The 18,540-nt window shown below is 47.0% G+C and carries 17 protein-coding genes and 2 pseudogenes; 10 read left to right on the top strand and 9 right to left on the bottom strand.

All coding sequences use genetic code 11. The annotated features are described in order from the left end of the window. Positions 1–89: 89 nt before the first annotated feature. Positions 90–653, top strand: a complete 564-nt coding sequence (locus SOHN41_RS18465; RefSeq protein WP_007651987.1) for a NapC/NirT family cytochrome c — start codon at positions 90–92, stop codon at positions 651–653. An 82-nt stretch (positions 654–735) separates the two neighbouring features. On the opposite strand, the gene SOHN41_RS18460 is transcribed toward SOHN41_RS18465, so the two are convergent. Continuing rightward, positions 736–1,020: a DUF1145 domain-containing protein gene (locus tag SOHN41_RS18460; RefSeq protein WP_007651986.1), complete on the bottom strand. Its 285-nt coding sequence runs from the start codon at positions 1,018–1,020 to the stop codon at positions 736–738. Further along, a complete protein-coding gene (gene rsmD, locus SOHN41_RS18455; protein ID WP_007651985.1) occupies positions 995–1,678 on the bottom strand; it encodes a 16S rRNA (guanine(966)-N(2))-methyltransferase RsmD in 684 nt (227 codons plus the stop codon). The genes SOHN41_RS18460 and rsmD overlap by 26 nt, the downstream gene beginning before the upstream one ends. Positions 1,679–1,891: 213 nt before the next feature. On the opposite strand from rsmD, the pseudogene ftsY reads away from it, so the two are divergent. From ftsY to rpoH, 4 genes and pseudogenes are all read left to right on the top strand, one after another. After that, a pseudogene (ftsY, locus tag SOHN41_RS18450) lies at positions 1,892–3,321 on the top strand (signal recognition particle-docking protein FtsY). Positions 3,322–3,324: 3 nt separating this feature from the next. Beyond that, entirely contained in the window at positions 3,325–4,035 is a 711-nt protein-coding gene (gene ftsE, locus SOHN41_RS18445) for a cell division ATP-binding protein FtsE (protein ID WP_007651980.1), read from the top strand. After that, positions 4,032–4,997: a permease-like cell division protein FtsX gene (gene ftsX, locus SOHN41_RS18440; protein ID WP_007651978.1), complete on the top strand. Its 966-nt coding sequence runs from the start codon at positions 4,032–4,034 to the stop codon at positions 4,995–4,997. The genes ftsE and ftsX overlap by 4 nt, the downstream gene beginning before the upstream one ends. Positions 4,998–5,229: 232 nt before the next feature. Beyond that, on the top strand, positions 5,230–6,087 hold the full coding sequence (gene rpoH / locus SOHN41_RS18435; RefSeq protein ID WP_007651975.1) for an RNA polymerase sigma factor RpoH: 858 nt from the start codon (positions 5,230–5,232) through the stop codon (positions 6,085–6,087). Between the two features lie 87 nt (positions 6,088–6,174). Here rpoH and menE read toward each other — a convergent pair whose 3' ends face one another. The 5 genes from menE to SOHN41_RS18410 form a co-directional block, all read right to left on the bottom strand. Next, positions 6,175–7,596 (bottom strand): o-succinylbenzoate--CoA ligase, encoded by a 1,422-nt coding sequence (gene menE / locus SOHN41_RS18430; RefSeq protein ID WP_037459669.1) that lies wholly within the window; start codon positions 7,594–7,596, stop codon positions 6,175–6,177. 55 nt (positions 7,597–7,651) lie between these two features. Continuing rightward, the gene (gene menC / locus SOHN41_RS18425) at positions 7,652–8,704 is read right to left on the bottom strand and encodes an o-succinylbenzoate synthase (protein WP_007651972.1); all 1,053 of its coding nucleotides are present in this window, start codon (positions 8,702–8,704) and stop codon (positions 7,652–7,654) included. Between the two features lie 7 nt (positions 8,705–8,711). Next, entirely contained in the window at positions 8,712–9,536 is an 825-nt protein-coding gene (menH, locus tag SOHN41_RS18420) for a 2-succinyl-6-hydroxy-2,4-cyclohexadiene-1-carboxylate synthase (RefSeq protein ID WP_007651969.1), read from the bottom strand. After that, positions 9,536–11,257, bottom strand: coding sequence for a 2-succinyl-5-enolpyruvyl-6-hydroxy-3-cyclohexene-1-carboxylic-acid synthase (gene menD, locus SOHN41_RS18415; RefSeq protein WP_007651968.1), 1,722 nt, complete (start codon positions 11,255–11,257; stop codon positions 9,536–9,538). The genes menH and menD overlap by 1 nt, the downstream gene beginning before the upstream one ends. Before the next feature lie 173 nt (positions 11,258–11,430). After that, positions 11,431–12,399: a LysR family transcriptional regulator gene (locus SOHN41_RS18410; RefSeq protein ID WP_007651967.1), complete on the bottom strand. Its 969-nt coding sequence runs from the start codon at positions 12,397–12,399 to the stop codon at positions 11,431–11,433. A 410-nt stretch (positions 12,400–12,809) separates the two neighbouring features. Here SOHN41_RS18410 and SOHN41_RS18405 point away from each other — a divergent pair, with 410 nt between their 5' ends. From SOHN41_RS18405 to nrfD, 4 genes and pseudogenes are all read left to right on the top strand, one after another. Next, entirely contained in the window at positions 12,810–13,283 is a 474-nt protein-coding gene (locus SOHN41_RS18405; RefSeq protein ID WP_037459666.1) for a DUF2726 domain-containing protein, read from the top strand. Positions 13,284–13,361: 78 nt separating this feature from the next. Further along, a pseudogene (locus SOHN41_RS20605) lies at positions 13,362–13,825 on the top strand (nitrite reductase). Positions 13,826–13,829: 4 nt separating this feature from the next. Continuing rightward, entirely contained in the window at positions 13,830–14,516 is a 687-nt protein-coding gene (locus SOHN41_RS18400; protein ID WP_007651959.1) for a 4Fe-4S dicluster domain-containing protein, read from the top strand. Then, positions 14,513–15,454, top strand: coding sequence for a cytochrome c nitrite reductase subunit NrfD (gene nrfD, locus SOHN41_RS18395; RefSeq protein WP_007651957.1), 942 nt, complete (start codon positions 14,513–14,515; stop codon positions 15,452–15,454). Before SOHN41_RS18400 ends, nrfD begins: the two co-directional genes overlap by 4 nt. Positions 15,455–15,714: 260 nt before the next feature. On the opposite strand, the gene SOHN41_RS18390 is transcribed toward nrfD, so the two are convergent. Continuing rightward, positions 15,715–16,146, bottom strand: a complete 432-nt coding sequence (locus SOHN41_RS18390; RefSeq protein ID WP_007651955.1) for an Lrp/AsnC family transcriptional regulator — start codon at positions 16,144–16,146, stop codon at positions 15,715–15,717. Positions 16,147–16,390: 244 nt separating this feature from the next. Here SOHN41_RS18390 and yjeH point away from each other — a divergent pair, with 244 nt between their 5' ends. Continuing rightward, a complete protein-coding gene (yjeH, locus tag SOHN41_RS18385; protein ID WP_037459663.1) occupies positions 16,391–17,653 on the top strand; it encodes an L-methionine/branched-chain amino acid transporter in 1,263 nt (420 codons plus the stop codon). Between the two features lie 70 nt (positions 17,654–17,723). Here yjeH and SOHN41_RS18380 read toward each other — a convergent pair whose 3' ends face one another. Further along, complete coding sequence (locus SOHN41_RS18380; protein WP_007651949.1) at positions 17,724–18,335, bottom strand: energy transducer TonB; 612 nt, start codon at positions 18,333–18,335, stop codon at positions 17,724–17,726. Between the last annotated feature and the right edge of the window lie 205 nt (positions 18,336–18,540).

Below are 18,540 nucleotides of genomic sequence, written 5' to 3'. Positions count from 1 at the left end.
ATTTAGGCTTAAAATCAAATTTCTAATAAATGAAAGAACATAAACTAGTCTTATAAAAACTAATTTTGGCAATTTTTGGAGATAGAGTGATGAACTGGCGTGCACTATTTAAACCTAGCGCAAAATATTCAATTCTGGCGCTACTGGTCGTCGGTATTGTTATCGGTGTTGTGGGCTACTTTGCAACCCAAACAACCTTACATGCAACCAGCCAAGATGCATTCTGTATGAGCTGCCACAGTCAGCATTCATTGAAAGATGAAGTTATGGCGTCAGCCCACGGCAATAACCGTGTTGGTATCGTTGTTCAGTGTCAGCAATGTCACATTGCACAGGAACCATTCCAATACCTGAAGAAAAAGATCATCGTTTCTAAGGATGTTATTGGTTTCTTAACGATTGATGGCTTTAATACCCAAGCTTGGTTAGATGAAAACCGTAAAGAACAAGCCGAATTAGCTCGTGATTATTTACGCTCTATCGATTCTTCAACCTGTCAAAACTGTCACAACCGTATTTATGAAAACCAATCAGAAAATATGAGCAAAATGGCAGTGAGAATGCACAGCAATAACTTCAAGAAAGCCCCTGAAGACAGAAAAACCTGTATTGACTGTCATAAAGGTATCGCTCATCCCTATCCAAAGGGATAAGGTTTAGCAATTAACTCAGGTTATTGTTCGCCATTAAAAAGCCCTCAACAGAGGGCTTTTTGCTTTCCGGGTGCTAGGTTGGTTAACTCACTTGAGTCATCACCTGTTGCCGATAAGCTAATAGACTAAAAATACCGAAGATAAACACCTGCAGGTAATCCTGCTTAGTTAATGGCAGTAAGGTTTTAAACAGCATGTGAAAGATGGCGACTTGAAAGCAATGCATGATGCAGGTAATACCAAACAGAATATTCAAAATAATCGCTACCTTGCCTTCAAATGGTATCGCCAAGTTGTAGGCCATCATCAGCCAAGCGATAAGGGTAATGACTTTGCCTAAGTTAATCAGCAAGGGCATGGCTTTCATCTTCGATATGCTCAGTAGTGTTTTCGGGTTGATATTGATATAAACGATAGCTCACCTGTCCTGCAGTCTTCTCTTTTAAGGCTTGCCAACTAGATGGAATGGTAAGTGTGGTTAATTCAGACTCGATCTCGACATAGATCAGCGCGCCATCATTGAGCCAAGCTTGGCTATCTAGCAACTGAATTGTCCGTTCCGCCAACCCTTTACGAAAGGGCGGATCGATAAACACTAGGTCGAAACCTTGATCGCAGCCCTTCTGTAACACGGCTAGCGTATCGGCATTGATCACTTCGGCCCTATCGCATTTTAGGGTTTTAAGGTTTTCTTTCAATTGCATGGCGGCTGAGCGTTGCAATTCGATGATCTTGGCATAGGCGGCGTAGCGAGACAGGGCCTCGAGGGCCAAGGCGCCGCTACCACCGAAACAGTCGAGCACCCGAGCATTAACTATATCATTGGCGAGCCAGTTAAACAGGGTTTCGCGCACTCTATCTGTCGTCGGACGCAAACCATCGAGATCTTGGATAGGTAGACGACGCGAACGCCATTGCCCCGCGATAATTCGCACTTGGCCACTACCCAATTTAGTTTTAGTCGCTGAATTTTTGGTCGCCTGTTGCTTGACCGCACTCTGATTGGCCGCTCGGTTCTTAATCAAAGCTCCCCCGTGATTTTGCCTGAAGAAAGAAAGTGGTAGACTATGCCACCTTAATAAAGACCACTATTTTATATCAAAGTCCCACTAAAAGGTGAGATGGCTTAACAAGCTTAGCTAATTGCCGACGTTTTAGACGTAATTGCTAAAGCAATCTGGTATAACGACTGGGTCTTATTTTACATTCAACACTGAAGTAGAGCGCTGGGATCACACATGGCAAAGAAAGGTTTTTTCTCTTGGTTTCGTAAAGATAAATCGCAAGATGAGGTCGGTGCTGAAACTCCAGTCGTTACTCCAACACAAGACACTGAAGCTGCGCGGCGCCTAGAGCAGGAGCAAGTAGAGGCGCAGGCCGAAGCGGTGCGCCTTGAGGCAGAACAATTAGCTACCGAGCAAGCCAAGGCTAAGGCAGAAGCCGAACGCCTTGCCCAGCAACAAGCACAAATCGAAGCCCAGCGTTAGCCGAGCAACAGGCCGAAGCGGCGCGCCTTGAGGCAGAACAATTAGCTGTCGAGCAAGCCAAGGCCAAGGCAGAAGCCGAACGCCTTGCCCAGCAACAAGCACAAATCGAAGCCCAGCGTTTAGCCGAACAACAGGCCGAAGCGGCGCGCCTTGAGGCAGAACAATTAGCTGCCGAGCAAGCCCAAGCCAAGGCTGAGCAAGATGTACCCGTCGTTGAAGTTCAGCCGGAACCACAGGCTCGGCCAGTGAAAGAAGGGCTATTTGCGCGCCTTAAACGTGGTTTGATGCGTACCAGTGAAAACATCGGCAGTGGTTTTATTGGGCTATTTCGCGGTAAAAAAATCGATGACGATCTATTTGAAGAACTAGAAGAACAGTTGTTAATTGCCGATGTTGGCGTCGAAACGACTACACGCTTAATCAAAAATTTGACCGAGCATGCGTCACGTAAGCAGCTTAAAGATGCTGAAGCACTATACGAATTGCTGCGGGATGAATTGCAAAAAACACTCGATCCCGTTGCTATCCCCCTTGTTCCCGAAAATGCGGCTGGCCCCTTTGTGATCCTGATGGTTGGTGTCAATGGTGTTGGAAAAACCACTACTATCGGTAAGTTGGCCAAACAGTATCAAGCCCAAGGCAAGTCGGTGATGTTGGCCGCTGGCGATACCTTCCGCGCTGCCGCCGTAGAGCAATTACAGGTTTGGGGCCAACGTAACGATATTACCGTAGTTGCCCAGCATACGGGGGCCGACAGTGCCTCGGTACTCTTCGATGCGCTGCAAGCGGCAAAGGCCCGTAAGATAGATGTGTTGATCGCCGACACAGCGGGTCGTCTGCAAAACAAATCCCACCTGATGGAAGAATTAAAGAAAGTCGTGCGGGTGATGAAGAAACTCGATCCAGAGTCGCCGCACGAAGTGATGTTGACCCTAGATGCCAGCACAGGTCAAAACGCCATTAGCCAAGCGCAATTATTCCAAGAAGCTGTTGGTGTCACAGGGATGACTATTAGCAAGTTAGATGGCACCGCTAAGGGGGGCGTAGTGTTTGCAATCGCTGATAAATTTAAAATACCGATCCGCTATATTGGTGTCGGCGAGCAAATTGATGACTTACGTACCTTTAATTCGAAAGAATTTATCGATGCACTCTTCACTCAAGAAAAAGCGGATAGCTAATTTATGATTGATTTTCAGCAGGTGAGTAAGATTTATCCTGGCGGCCAAATGGCGCTGGAGGATGTGAATTTTCACCTGCAGCAAGGTGAAATGGCATTTTTAACCGGTCATTCTGGCGCGGGTAAGAGTACGCTGCTGAAGTTGATCACTGTTATCGAACGGGCAACTACGGGGCGGGTTGCGATCAACGGCCACGATATTGCTAAAATCAGTGCCAAGCACGTGCCCTACCTAAGACGCAATATTGGCATGATCTTCCAAAGCCACCATTTATTGATGGACCGCAGTGTATTCGATAACGTCGCCTTGCCATTAGTGATTGAAGGTTTTTCCCACGGCGAGATCCGTAAGCGGGTTGCGGGTGCGCTCGATATGGTGGGGCTATATGGTAAAGAGCGCCATAACCCCATTATGTTATCGGGGGGCGAGCAACAGCGTGTAGGTATCGCCCGTGCGATTGTGAACAAACCTCCCTTGTTGCTCGCCGACGAACCAACGGGCAACTTAGACCCTAAACTGTCGATGGATATTTTGCGCCTGTTCGAAACCTTCAACGATGCGGGGACGAGTGTGTTGATTGCCACCCACGATTTGGGACTGATTGCGCGGATGAAATATCGTACTTTCACCTTAAAACAGGGTCGCATGATAGGCTCCCAAGAACTGCATCAAGGTGTTCACACTAGTCCCGCCGCGTCGAGGGAGGGTCTATGAGCGACAATGCTAAGCTAACCCGCAGTAAATTACCGATTTCGGGTCGAATCGTGATGTTCTTTATTCGCCATGTGCAGCAGGCTATGGCGAGTATGGGGGAATTATGGCGTAACCCTGTTTCATCCGTGATGACTATGGCCGTGCTGGGCGTCAGTTTAAGTTTGCCTGCAGCATTGCAAGTCTTAGTCAAAAATGCCGAGACGATTACCAGTTCGTGGAATAGTGCGGCGGAGATTTCATTATTTATTGATGAAAACCGCAGCGATCAGACCATCCAGAGTCTGCTGACACGCATTCGCACCTATTCCGAAGTGGATAAAGTACAGTATATAGATCGTAATCAAGCCCTAGAGGAGTTTCAGCGTTTATCGGGCTTTGGTGAAGCCTTGGCTTATCTCGATAAAAATCCACTGCCCGCAGTGATCACAGTGACACCGACACCGAGATACTCCACGCCCGTAGGTGCCAGAGAACTATTGACTAAGCTAGAGCGCGAGCCCGAGATTAGTTTTGGCCGCTTGGATATTGAATGGCTTGAGCGTTTGCAGGCCGTGGTGCGCTTATTGGAACGCACTGTGATGGCCATTGCGGCGTTATTGGTCTTGGCTGTGGTATTAGTGATTGGTAACACGATTCGCCTCGCGATTATGAACCGTCGCACCGAGATCGAAGTGATGAAACTAGTGGGGGCAACTGAATCTTTTATCCAGCGGCCCTTTCTTTATACTGGGATTTGGTATGGGGTGATAGGCGGTATATTGGCTTGGGTTATCATTAACTTACTTGTTTGGTATCTCGACTCCGCCCTTGCAGAGCTATTGGGGCTATACGGTAGTCAGCTTGAAATGAAGTCACTTACCTTTGTTGAACTGCTACAATTAGTCGGTCTAGCCTCTTTTTTGGGTTGGCTGGGTTCTTATCTATCCGTAAGACAACACCTAAAGGCGATAGAACCCTCTTAAATATCAGATTGTTAAGCTAGGAATGAATAGACGAAATACGCAGGCGATGAACTTTTGTTCACTTGCAATGTCTATTCATCGGGGTTAAAACTAACCCTCTAGACGGGTGAAGGTTGACATACTCTGTCAATTAGCCGATAGTTCGTCAGCTCATTCTAGTGGTGGTTTGGTATCATCCTAGAATGCAATCGACTTATATTTGATAAGTATTAGTAAGAAAGTAGGAGCGCGAATGACCTTTCAAACGCATTCAATGGCACTGACAGTCCCACAGGGCAGTAGTAGTCTAGAAGCTTATATCCATTCAGTGACTAGCATTAGCATGCTGGATGCTGAGGCTGAGTATGAGTTAGCCAAGCGTTTGCAGGAAACGGGTGATCTGCAAGCGGCAAAGCAACTGATCATGTCGCACTTACGCTTTGTAGTGCACGTTGCTAAGGGCTACTCAGGTTACGGTCTGCCGCAGGCGGATTTGATCCAAGAAGGCAACATTGGCCTGATGAAAGCGGTAAAACGCTTCGATCCCGATGTTGGTGTACGCCTGGTTTCCTTTGCGGTGCATTGGATTAAAGCTGAAATTCATGAATATGTGCTGAAGAATTGGCGCATTGTGAAAGTCGCAACCACTAAAGCGCAACGTAAGTTGTTCTTTAATATCCGTAAAGCGAAAACACGCTTAGGTTGGTTTAGCGATGAAGAAGTCACTATGGTGGCTCAAAATCTAGGTGTCTCTAAGGCCGATGTGACCGAAATGGAATCACGTATGGTGGCTCAAGATCCTGCATTTGACTTGACCAGTGATAATGATGATGAACAGGACTTCGCGCCAGTGCATTATCTCGAAGATCATTCATCAGACTTAGCCGAAAACATCGAAAACGATAACTGGGAATCCAATGCCCAAGGTCGTTTATTATCGGCCATCAAAACCTTAGACGAACGTAGCCAGCATATTCTGCGTGCCCGTTGGTTAGATGATGATAAAACCACACTGCAAGAATTGGCAGAAACCTATCAAGTCTCGGCTGAGCGTATCCGCCAGTTAGAGAAGAACGCCATGAACAAGCTGAAAGCTTGTATGGAAGCCTAACTAGCATCTCGCTTTAATCTAAAGTGAGTTAGCCATAAAAAAACTGCCGTCAGTCAGGTTTTTTTATGGCTAAAATCAGTGTTTAGCTTATTTTATGCTTGCAACTAAGGCCTTTCTACTCACTTTTAGCCCTGTTTGTTCGGCATCTTCTGGCCAAGGGTAATACTGTCTTGGGCGTTTAAAGCGGGCGATTTTATCGGCGAGAAAGGCTTCTAGCTCAAGGTTTTTTGTGGCCATATCACGGGTTATACTGCCGCGAAGGATGGCGGCGGGGAGGTTGCCAAATGTGGAATCAGGTTCGGCAAAGACAATGGCATCATCAATGTCGGGATGTTGTTTCAGGGCGGCTTCGATTTCTTCTGGTTGGATGTTTTCACCGCCGCAGATAAACATATTATCGATGCGACCGAGGATGTGCAGATTGCCATTTTCATCCCATTCGCCCCTGTCTTTGGTATAAAACCAGCCTTCGTGATCAACACATCTGTCTATGCCGCTGGCAGTCAGGTAGCCCATAAACAGGCATTCGCCGCGCACCCAGATAACCCCGTCTACAATTTTAAGTTCACGCTTGGGGAGCAATTTGCCACTGCTACCGTCATTTAAAGCGGGACCAGTGGTGATTTGCGAGCCCATTTCTGTCATACCATAACTCGTGTAGCTCGCAATGTTATTTTGCTTAAGGTGTGCGAGTAAGTCTCTCGATACTGCACCGCCACCGAGCAATAGGGCTTTGATACTTTTAAGTTGGCTGTTCGTATCGGCTAATAACGTGCTCAGCTGTGCTGGTACCAAAGACATGTGAGTCAGTTTATCTTGGTCAATCTGCTGGCTAAGACTGAGTGTTTGATCTGGCATCACGACACAGGCGCCGACTAAGGCGCAGCGGTTCAATATCGCAAGGCCGCCGATATGGAATAAAGGCAGGGAGAGCAACCAAGCATCCCCTTGTTCGAGTGGAATTAAGCTGCGGGCGCCTTCGGCATTGGCAATATGATTGGCTAAACAATGCACCGCCGCCTTTGGAATACCGCTCGAGCCCGAAGTTAAAATCACATTGGCGGGGCGGTGAATGTCAAAGGGTTTAGCCAGATTATGGCGGGTTGTCGTTTGACTAAGCTCATTAATATTAAGGATTAACTCATGGGCATTTGCCAGCTTTGCGTTCTGCTCGCTCCAATAATACGGGATCTTGTGGGTATCGATTAAGCCTTGAACCTGAGCGATGGGGAAGCGGGGCGAGATGGGAAAAAAGATTGCCCCTATATCGACACAGGCCCAGTAGAGGCAAATCATTGTCAGGTTATTGCTCGAGATGCATGCCACGGCTTCACCCTCGTCAATACCCGCGGTGGTTAAGTACTCACTCAGGGCGATAATGTGTTGGCTTAGGGTTTGGTAGTTGATATCAAGTCCGGCAAGCTTAATGGCAGTTTGCTGTGGCAAGTCAATCGCAGCCTGGTGAACCGGGGAGATCGTGTTTGATATAGGGGCATGGACAAATGACACGTTAGGCTTCCTATGTAGTTACAAACTCGCTATGACTTCCCATTGCGATTGTGTATCAATGGGCAATGCCGTGTTTAGCAATCAGTTCAAGCTGCGGCAGTGTAAGGCAGGGTTTCTTGCCCGAGGACACCAATAAATCTTGGCTAAAGGCGCTTAAAGTATCTAGCCCAGGAGTTTCATCCGGGGTTAGGATTGCCGCTAACTGCGCGAGATCCTGAATGCCTAAACTGCTCTCAAGGCTAGAACTTAAGATGCAACGTACACCATAGCTTTGCGCCGTATCGATTAAACTGGCTAGTTTTTCGATGGTGCCGAGCAGCATAGGTTTGATGACGAGCGCCGTCAGGCCATTTTGCATCGCAAACTCATAATCGGGATCATTGAGGGATTCATCTAAGGCGTAGGGCATGCCAATCGCTTGATAAAATAGCAGGTTATCCTGTGGGTTTTGGCAAGGTTCTTCAATATATTCAATAGCGTCTAGGGGCAGGCTTGCGGCAAATGTGATGGCTTGTTCTAAGGTAAAGCCACGATTGGCATCTAGACGCAGTTTAAGATCGGCCCGAGTGCTTAACATTCCATAAATCAGACGCAGTTCATCTTCAATGGAGGTCTGGGCGACTTTGACTTTCACCGAATGTATATCCATACCTAGGGCAGCGATTTTATTATCGAGCAGGCTTTGAGGTGCATCTGTCGGCTGATAAATCAGTGGAATTTGGGCTGTAATTGGCCGGATAGCATCGAGTTTGCCGATTAACTTGGCATGTAACAGACTTAAACCAAAAGCGACCGATGGATAGGGACTATTTTCGGCGTATTCCAGCAGCCTATCTATGCTCTGGCCGCAGAGCTTTGGCAGTAACTCACTTAGATCGCTTTGTACCTCGGCTAAGGTTTCGCGGCTAAATCCCACTAAGGCTTGTTGGTCGATATCGACGCCCGATAGGGGAGCTATTTCAACCTGAGCCTCGTTCCGCTTACCTTGAACACTGCAGCTTGCCTGTAATATTAATCCCGCCCGGCTGTCGATACGCTGCTTGCCCACGGGGAGTAAGACATCGAGAGGTAGTCGATATTGATATAGGCTAAGCGAAGTTAAGATCATATCTTTCCTAGATATTTATGTGGCAGTGATGGGGAAGTTCAGGGGCAAGCAATGCTAGGATCGCTGCGATCAGGGCCGCCGGCGTGCTTTGATGTATATTGTGCCCTGCGCCACGAATGCTATGCACTAAGATAGGTGAGTGCAGTTGCCACTCCTGTGCGAGGGTGTGGAATTTGGTATCTTGGCTACCAGCAAAGAAATGGCATTCACAGGAGAGCATGGCGGGTACATCCCACATGGAGGCTTGGCGTGCGAGTGATGTGGCTAGGTACATCTCCTTGAGGATATGTTTAGGATGCTTATCTAACATACTGGCACGCATGGTAATGGTGCTTTCCCTGCAACTTTGGTTCATTTGCGCAAACACCGTCTGCTGATACCACAAACTTAAAAAGTCCATGCTACTGAGCTTGAGCAAACGTTCTGCCCAGTGGGCATCATTTTGGGTTCGTGCGGCTTTTTCCTGCGGATCTTTAAGTCCCGGATGGCAGGACTCGAGTAGTAAACTCAGTAATCGCTGGGGATGGGTCTTCGCAAGGTGCAAAGCAATACGGCCCCCGAGGGAATAACCATAGAGGTGGAACTGACTAATGTTAAGTCTATCTAGCCTAGCGATAATATCTTGGACACAAAAACTAAAACCCTCCTCCATTTCTGGCGCAGGTAGGCTAGGTTGATTATCCCCATGGCCCACCAGATCCAAGCACACACAATGGAAGTGTTGGCTTAGCTTAGGCATTAACGGCAACCAGTCGGCCTTAGTGCCTAAAAATCCGTGTAGCAACACTAATGTCGGCAGGATCGTTTCGCCGTAACGGGTTAAGGTCGGCATTAGCTTTGTTTCACCCACAGGTTGAGTGCAGCAATTTGGTCACTGGCTTGGGTTTGACTCACACTGACTTCAATGATCGAAGCACCTTGAAAATCCAGCGCTTCATTATAGCTATCTTGGAAATCAGCCAGATTATCCACTTGATTATAAGGAAGATTAAACATGGCCGCCGCGTAACCAAATTCTAAGCCGTGGCTTAAGCGGTAATAATCACTGCGTACTTGCTCGTTGGGTACGGGCAATAGGTTGAAAATATTACCGCCATCATTATTGAGAATAACGATGACTAATGGACTGGTTAGGCTCCGAGCGATCGCCAGCGAGTTAAGATCGTGTAATTGGGATAAATCGCCAATGATCAAACTGGTTGGCTTGCCCTCGTGGGCGGCAATACCGCAGGCCGTCGCGAGTAGACCGTCTATGCCCGAGGCGCCGCGATTGGTGAAAGTGGTGGCAGTGCAACAGCTGATAGGCGCGTACATATCGTATAACCGCACGGGCAGGCTATTGCCGATAAAAAGCTGTTGCTCCAATGGGCGACTGTTGGCGATGGCGCGCACGACCTGGGCTTCACCAAATTTCCCTTGATCGATATTGCGGATAAATAAGTTATGCAATTCATCGTTATAGGTGATTAACGTATTCGCCCAGTTTGCCGAGGAAGAACGATACCAATTCAATGTTGCAAACTGCGCCGCACTGGCGTGCCAAACATGTTTAGCATTGTGACTCGGATCTAATCTGTCCTGCTCGGGTAACACTTGCCAGTAACTGTGCCAATTTTGCTCGGCTAAATAGCTGATCAAGCGCTTAGACAGCAAGCGGCCACCGAATACGAGTACGCGATCCGCCTCCTGCAATAGATTGCGCGCCCTTGGATGTTGCAGTAATTGATCGATATTACCTATTACGGCAGGATGTTGGCGAAGCTGCGATTGTGCATCGGTGAGCAAAGGCCAACCGATTTTCTGCGATAGTGCAATCAACTGCTCAGGATCCTGCTCGGGTGTTAATGTGCCAGCCACGATAACCCCCTTACCGTGGACAAAACGCATAATGGCATCATCGCTCGGGCTGCTTACTTGGCTGTATTTACCATATTGAGTGTAAGGACGCGCCAGTTGTAGCCAAGTGTGTAATGGCCTGAGATAGGGTGAGTCGGCATCGAGGATTGTCGCACTTAGCTCACTTGGGTATAAAGGCTCGCGGTACATACAGTTAAAGTGCACAGGGCGAGTTTGATTAGCGATGGCTTCATCTACTGTGGTTAATAGGGCCTGTGGCGCAATATGGGCATCCGGTGTGGGCAAATTTACTTGTTTGGCGTAATTGGCGAAAATGCCGGGTTGGACTATGGCCTGATTTGCCCCGCAATCCAGTAACTCGGGCGGCCGATCGCCACTTAAGACGATTAAAGGCACATGGGTCAACCAAGCTTCAACAATGACGGGGTAGAGGTTTGCCACCGCAGTACCAGAGGTGGTAATGATTGCTACTGGGGCACGGCTGGCCTTTGCCAGACCCAAGGCCATAAAGCCGAGTCCACGTTCATCGAAATGCAAATGGCGTTTAAGCTTGGTTTGCTTCGCCGCCGCTAGGGTTAACGGTGTTGAGCGGGAACCGGGCGCCATGCATATATGCTGCACCCCTAACCGTGCCAGTTCCTCAAGAATAAGTGCGCCCCAAATAAGATTGAGTGTGGCTGTATTTTCGGTCCGCATAACTAAATCTATCAGGATAAAGATGGGCTTAGTGTAACGCGTTTATGCCCTAAGATGTATGCTTGGGTTAACAAATCTCAGGCACATAGAATGGGAGGTTGAGCCTAAGTTAAGACAAGGCAAGGGATGCCTGTCACCTCGAGTGTGATAGGTCGCTATAATCTAAGATATCGCTAGATGATGTTATCGACGATTTTCTTAATCTGCCCGCTTAGCCACGCCAGATCATCATTGACCTTATTTGGCTGGTTCTTTTGGACAAGGAAAATAGTCGGCACCTCTATATTGGTGTATAAGCGTTCTGCCTCGAGTTGCGACAATTGGCAGGTGTGTAATTCAGGGATGTCACTCACCATTTCATAGACGACTCTATAGGGCAATAGGGATATTGTTTGGCTTTCCCCTAGGTATTCAAACAAACTTGAAATACTGGTAATGGTAATTTCAGTATTGAGTTTTATGCCATTATTGATGCAAAACTCTTGGTATGGGCTGGGTTTAGCACTTGGATTACCAAAGTCGGTATTCACGAAGGGATACTCTGCAATGGTCTCTAGGGTAATTTCTCGTTTAAATATCGGGTGATTGCGGCTAGCGATAAGGTAAACCTTATCCATGTGGTGCAAAGTTGTTGTCAGCAGTTTATCGCCGAATGCGGCAACGTCGGCGGTACTCTTGTTACAGCAAATGCCTAAGGTCGTGTCGCCATTGACAATGTCTTGGGTGGTATGCATTGACCAAGGGGTGATATTGATATGCATTTGTTTCTGTTCTTCTTTAATCGCCTGCATCAGAGCCTTAGGGAAGGCGTAGGCGATTAACCCCGGCGCGGCAATTTCGACATGGGTTTTTATCTGGCTGGTATTGGCGGTGCGTGCTTTTTGAAATTTATTTGTGCACTCAATCGTCTCTTTGGCAATGGGGTATAGATGAGTTGCAAACTCATTTGGGAACAAGCCATATTTACGTCGAATAAATAACTCATCGCCAAAGACTTCCCGCAGATTTTTAAGGCTGCGGCTTATTTTGGGGGCTGGGATATCAAGTGCCTTAGATACATAGGTTGCAGACTTGTTTTCATATAATGAAACAAGTATTTTCAAACTCAGAATATCGAGGCAATCCATGTTGCTAATATGCATTTTTTATATTCCTTAATATTGAGTGAATACGCTAATTTGCAACTAAGTATAGTGTTAAATAATAAATGGAGTGTGAATCATATCCCAAGTTTATGATCTTGTATTTATTCGTTTGAAACCCAGTGTTTTAATTTTGTTTTTTATATTTTAAAAGTCGTTTTAGGCTAATTTGAAATTTCAATTTCTAATATTTAACTATATTAATTTCATTATGTGGATTAACGGATGTCGATATGTGTATTTTAGATTTACGCTAAATGGTAATGTGTCTTGAGTCTTAACTTGTTGTTTATGTTTAAATTACCATTTGCAAGTGTGACGGATGTCAAAAAAATAAAAGTAATTACCAATAATACTGAAGTTGCTTTAAAGGAGATAACAAAAATATAAATTTGTTTTTGGAGGCGTATATGAATACTTCAGTCATTCTCAGCTATGCGTTTATGTACTTCGTACTATTCGTTGCTGTACCTTTCGTGTTTGTTATGTTTGTCATGACTTGCATTAAGTTTTTTAGAGCAGATCCTGATGCAGTGCATCATGAAATGAAACTTAAACCAGAGTTATTTGATAAACAGAGTTTCAACTTTTTTAAATCACTAAAGACTGTTGTCGAAGGAAAATACGATGTTTGCTGTAATGTTCCATTAGACACTGTATTTGACATGGATCAGCATGATGCCGATTTAAGCCATGAATGCCGACTTGACTATGTGTTGATCGACCATGACTCGTCAGAAGTGAAAATGGTGATCAGTGATTTTGGTAAAGAGACAAACTCCCCACTGAAAAAACTGTTTAGCAAGTTCAATATTGGTTTTATCGAAATGAATCAGCATAAACAGTGGGATCCTCAAAGTCTAAAGCAAGCGTTAGCTGTCTGATCGCGACCGTCGGGTTCGGAGGATTCCGGACCCTGACTCTCCTCTCTCTTTCCCAATAGACAAATGTGAGGACTCCCTATGTCGACAAGACAATGGCTGTGGTCGTTACGCTTAGGTCTTGCTGCACTACTGTTGAGTTTTGCCGCAACGAGTGCTGAGCCAGCCAATCAAATAAACAGTGATGCTTGTATGAAGTGTCATAAGCGTAACGGTCAAATGTTAGGGCATCACGGCCAAGATGCGATGAAAATGACCTGTTCCAGCTGCCATGGAGAAAAGGGTGACCACCCTAAAAACCCAATGATCTCGTTATCTTTGGTGTGCAAGATGGGTCAGAACTCCCAGTACAGTTAAGGGTATGTCAAAAGTGTCACACTAAGAAAAAACTCAGTGATGCAGATTGGACACATAATGTACACGCTCAAAAGGTGCCCTGTGCTGCCTGCCATAAACTACATAGTCCAACTGAACCTATGGCCGATATGACGCCAAAAGTTCGCAGTGAGCTGTGCCGCAATTGCCATACAGGCCAGCAGGAGTAAGGTTATGGAAAATTCAAAAAGAAGATTTCTAAAAGGCACTTGTGCCTTACTCGCCGGCGCTTCTGGTGCAACATTGCTCGCCACCGTGAATGCCACTGGTGAAGTGAAGGCGCAGCCCAATGTGAAATACGCACTCATCCATGATGAAACTAAGTGCATTGGTTGCCAAGCCTGCGAAGTGGCGTGTCGTGAAACCAACCATGTGCCAGAGGGCGTATCACGGGTAAAGATAGAGCGAACCGGTCCCTATGGTGAATACCCGGATCAGTATTACCATTTCAGCCGTAAATCCTGCCAGCATTGTGAGGATGCACCCTGCGTCAATGTGTGCCCCACCGGTGCCGCTTTTATCGATAAGGAAACAGGGATTGTCTCTGTGGATGCATGGAAATGTGTGGGTTGCCAATATTGTATTGCGGCCTGCCCATACAAAGTTCGCTTTATCAATCCTGTTACCCATGCGGCGGATAAGTGTGACTTCTGCCGTGAGACTAATCTCGCCCAGGGCAAACAACCCGCCTGCGTAGCTGCCTGTCCGACTAAGGCATTAGTGTTCGGTAATCTAAAAGATCCGACCTCTGAGGTGGTGCAAGTGCTTAAGGCCAATCCGACCCAACGTGCCAAAGTTGATCTCGGCACTCGGCCTAAGTTGTTTAGAATCGTGGCTAAATCAGGGGAGGTGGCAATATGAGCGCCCTACATTTTGATACCTTAGTCTGGCATTGGCCGATTGCGATTTACCTGTTTCTAGCAGGTGCATCCGCGGGTGCCATGTTCTTTGCGGTATTGTTAAAACATTTTGTGGTTAAACATAATGCCTATCAGTCGGGTTTTGTGCAGGCGGCTTGCATTGTTGCCCCTGTGGCCGTGATGGCTGGGCTTGGCATTCTCGTGCTGGATTTGACTAAGCCATTCGATTTCTGGAAGATTTTGGTGTTTTATAATCCAACGTCTGTGATGTCGATGGGTGTGCTTATCCTACTTATTTACCAAGTGTTTATGTTTATGTGGATCGGTATTATTTTCCGCAAACCTATCGATGCTTGGTGTGAGGATCGCTTCCCGATCGTGCTTAAACTGACGGCATTGTTGGCCCGCTTTGAGGCAACCATAACAGGTCTATTGGTGATCTTCTCCCTCGCGTTAGGGGCATATACTGGATTCCTGTTGTCGGCTCTTCCTGGTTACCCCATGCTGAAAAATCCTGTGCTGCCACTGCTATTTTTAGCATCGGGACTTTCTTCGGGGGCGGCATCATCACTACTGGGGGGCGTACTACTCAATGGTAACCCCAACGCTAAGGAAGTTCACTTTATCCATAGAGTGGAAATTCCTCTGATTTTGGTAGAAATAGTGCTGATTTTCACCTTCTTTATGGGGCTAGTGTTATCCGGTGGTCAAAGTAAACTGGCCACCTTCAACGCCATAGGATATGGCTTCTGGGGTTGGATCTTCTGGATAGGTATAGTGGGTCTTGGTTTGTCTGGGCCCCTTGCGATGAACTTGTTTATGACGGCAACTTCGAAGCGTAAATGGGCCTATGTGGCGGGTACTGCGTGTTTGAGTCTGATAGGTGTTTTACTTTTACGGAACTTTATCCTCTATACCGGCCAGATGACGGTCGCCTAAAAATAGAAAAAGTGTTAGCAAGAAAATGAATACGAGTGTGAAGGATATCGGCGGCTGGTGAAAAGCAGTGTCTAAGGAAACGCTGTGAGATAGCACCCCCAATAGCACTGGCTGAGTTATTGAGGGTTGATTATCTTGTCACTGTCCGCTGTAACAGGGAGGTCGCTGGGAAAGGAGGCCACATTTGACACTTAGGTATTTTGCCCTGCCTCCACAAGGGCCTCGCCACCTTTATTCCTTAGGGGTGGCGTTTCTTGTTATTACTCCCCTAAATTATTGATCCACTCGCTCATCACCACATGGGTTTTTATCTTGATGATGTCCGTATGGGTATCAATATATTCACGGATCTCGTGCAAGCGGCGCATCGAGGGCGCATGGACATAGACTAGCAAATCCATCTCCCCAGATATCCCACGGCAGGTGATCACCTCTGGAATGGCCTGAAATACGGGCACCACATCGGCGCAACGTGGGCATTGGTGTTGGATCTCAAAATAGGCTGAAACCCCTTCTTTTTGAGATTCACTGAGTAATACTTGATAGCCACGGATAACCCCGGTTTGCTCGAGTTTTTTGATCCGCTCGGCAACCGCGCTGCGGGACAGATTGACTTGTTCGGCAATACGCGACACGCTTTGGCGTGCGTCCTGACGTAAGCAGTTAATAATAGCGGTATCGAACTTATCCAAGTTGGGCTCCCAAGGTGGCAGGGGTGAGATCGACGTAGATTAACATCTTAAAATCCATCGGGTTAGAAAGTACGTGCATTGGCTAACCCTGCGGATTTTTTAGGCATTGCCGTCAATATGGCGGAAATGCACTCATTATCCGGCATTTTGCCTGTACTGGATGCCAATAACGCTGAAATTGACGGCAGATTGTGAGGCAAAATTTCACTATACTGACTGCTTAAAAACCACAGAATATTAACAGATGAATCCAAATAGCGGAACTATAGGTCGTTGGCAAGGCGCGGGTTTAATGGCCACCACTTTGCTGGGCACAGGGGTGTTTATTTTACCGCAGATGACTATCGAGAAAGCCCACTCGGGTGCGCTTGTCGCATGGTTATTGCTGACCTTAGCCATTATCCCCGTCGCACTGGTATTTGGTCGCTTAGCCAGTGTATTTCCCCATGCAGCTGGGCCCGCTTATTTTGTCGAAAAAGCCTTTGGTCGTACTGCGGGTCGCACCATAGGCTTAATTTTTTTACTGGTTGTTCCTATGGGCGCTCCTGCCGCCATTTTGATGACATTTCAATTTGTTAATGCGCTTATCCCCCTCGAAGGCTGGTCTCAGGTCGGCGCCGAAATCCTCGTGATACTGGGGCTGTTTCTGCTCAATCTACGTGGGATCCAAGTGTCGGCTAAGCTGCAGTTTGCATTAACCCTCTGTATTGTTGCCGTGGTAGTGATATTGTTCGGTGCGAGTAGTTTCCAACAGGGGCTACTCACCTCAATTACCCGCCATGGCATGCCAGAAATGCCAACTGTGATGGTTGCCGCGGGTATCGCTTTTTGGAGCTTTCTCGGTATAGAAGCCATGACACATCTTGCCGACGATTTTCGTCGTCCACAGCAAGATATGATCCCCGCTATGATGATGGGCACTGTGTTGGTTGGGGTAATTTATGTCGCTTGTACATTGCTACTCTTGCTCGTGCCGACCGAGAAGACCGTCGCCATGATGGGCGTATTCGATGCGTTATTAGGGGGATACGGCGCCCAAGTGATCGGAGTTTTAGGTATTGCAAGCGGCCTTGCAACTGTTAACGTCTATGCGGCAAGTGCGGCACGCTTGATCTGGAGCTTTAGCCGTGAAGGCATTTTACCCCGCTATTTTGCCGTTAAAAATGCCCACGGAGTTCCCATTCGGGCCTTAGCGGCACTGCTGAGTGTGATGGCGAGTGTGATTGTGCTGACCTATCTGACGGGACAGGAATTAGAGCATTTAATTGCGTGGAGCAATGGGGTGTTCGTGGTGATCTATTTAATGGCGATGTTAGCCGCAGCAAAATTATTACCAAGGCAGAATTTGCCATTAGTCGTGCTGGGGTGTGGCTTTTGTTTAGCGCTGGGTGTCGCCCTAGGTGCGAGTATGGCCTATGTGTTTGTGCTGATATTGCTGGTGGCCCCTTTCCTCTGGTGGCAGAAGAGCCATCTTAGCCGTAAACAAAGCTTAGTCATGCCAGAATAGGTTTATCTATGAACAACATAAATCGCCTGGTATTGCGGACCATACTGGGCGATTTATTTGATCGTTAGGCTTAAATCTTTTGATCTAATTTAAAATCCAACTGCACTTGTTGATTGAGTTGGGGCACGGCCTTACCCGCATCAAACTTAGGTTTGTATTTCCAATTTTGCACTGCAGATAGTGCAGCCTTATCAAAGACTCGTTTAGGGTTGGCCTCTAAGACCCGAGCATTACTCACAGTGCCATCGGCGGTAATATCAAATCCCACAACCACATAGCCTTCCTTTCCACTCTGCGCTGCATCTATGGGATAGCGGGGAGATACCTGTACAACGGGTAAGGCCTCGGCTGTCATGGTTGACTGAGTGAACAGCGTTGTTTGTGTGGGCATCTCAGGGGTTGGGGTTGTCGTTGTGAAAGGTGTCGGTTCACTTTCAGTACCGGGATTGTTCACCCGCTCCCTTGCTGGAATGGGTTTAGGTGGCTCAGGTTTACGGCTTTCCCTCGGCGGAACCACAGTGCGTTCTGCCATGAGTATATTGATTTGCGGTGCATCCGTGGCTTGCCCTGTGGTGGTTACCGGGTTGTGAATGAGCTGCGCCATAAAGACAAACAAGCCTAATGTGATTAGGGCGCTAACAGAGATGATACTAGTCCGATTAAGCAGCGAATTTAGATTCATAATGTTTCCTTACAGTGAGTTAACGGCTTTCTATCAATATCACTCTTTGCTTAATGTATGAAATATTTATTTACAATTTAGCTAAAAGTATTATGCCTTGGGCTTAGTTACGAACGATCTAAGCATTGTCAATCACCGTATAGACTCGCAGATATGACTAAGCTGACTCTTGCGAACCTGAGTCATGTTCCTTGAGCGAGAGGTA

The sequence above is a fragment of the Shewanella sp. HN-41 genome, from assembly GCF_000217915.1.
Lineage (GTDB): Bacteria > Pseudomonadota > Gammaproteobacteria > Enterobacterales > Shewanellaceae > Shewanella.
This window is presented reverse-complemented; position numbering and strand designations above follow the sequence as displayed.

Bases quoted from the DNA above. Each gene is read 5' to 3' on its own strand.
- SOHN41_RS18465 (WP_007651987.1), top strand. From the start codon at position 90: ATGAACTGGCGTGCACTATTTAAACCTAGCGCAAAATATTCAATTCTG.
- SOHN41_RS18460 (WP_007651986.1), bottom strand. From the start codon at position 1,020: ATGAAAGCCATGCCCTTGCTGATTAACTTAGGCAAAGTCATTACCCTT.
- ftsE (WP_007651980.1), top strand. From the start codon at position 3,325: ATGATTGATTTTCAGCAGGTGAGTAAGATTTATCCTGGCGGCCAAATG.
- ftsX (WP_007651978.1), top strand. From the start codon at position 4,032: ATGAGCGACAATGCTAAGCTAACCCGCAGTAAATTACCGATTTCGGGT.
- rpoH (WP_007651975.1), top strand. From the start codon at position 5,230: ATGACCTTTCAAACGCATTCAATGGCACTGACAGTCCCACAGGGCAGT.
- menC (WP_007651972.1), bottom strand. From the start codon at position 8,704: ATGATCTTAACTTCGCTTAGCCTATATCAATATCGACTACCTCTCGAT.
- menH (WP_007651969.1), bottom strand. From the start codon at position 9,536: ATGCCGACCTTAACCCGTTACGGCGAAACGATCCTGCCGACATTAGTG.
- menD (WP_007651968.1), bottom strand. From the start codon at position 11,257: ATGCGGACCGAAAATACAGCCACACTCAATCTTATTTGGGGCGCACTT.
- SOHN41_RS18410 (WP_007651967.1), bottom strand. From the start codon at position 12,399: ATGCATATTAGCAACATGGATTGCCTCGATATTCTGAGTTTGAAAATA.
- SOHN41_RS18405 (WP_037459666.1), top strand. From the start codon at position 12,810: ATGAATACTTCAGTCATTCTCAGCTATGCGTTTATGTACTTCGTACTA.
- SOHN41_RS18400 (WP_007651959.1), top strand. From the start codon at position 13,830: ATGGAAAATTCAAAAAGAAGATTTCTAAAAGGCACTTGTGCCTTACTC.
- nrfD (WP_007651957.1), top strand. From the start codon at position 14,513: ATGAGCGCCCTACATTTTGATACCTTAGTCTGGCATTGGCCGATTGCG.
- yjeH (WP_037459663.1), top strand. From the start codon at position 16,391: ATGAATCCAAATAGCGGAACTATAGGTCGTTGGCAAGGCGCGGGTTTA.
- SOHN41_RS18380 (WP_007651949.1), bottom strand. From the start codon at position 18,335: ATGAATCTAAATTCGCTGCTTAATCGGACTAGTATCATCTCTGTTAGC.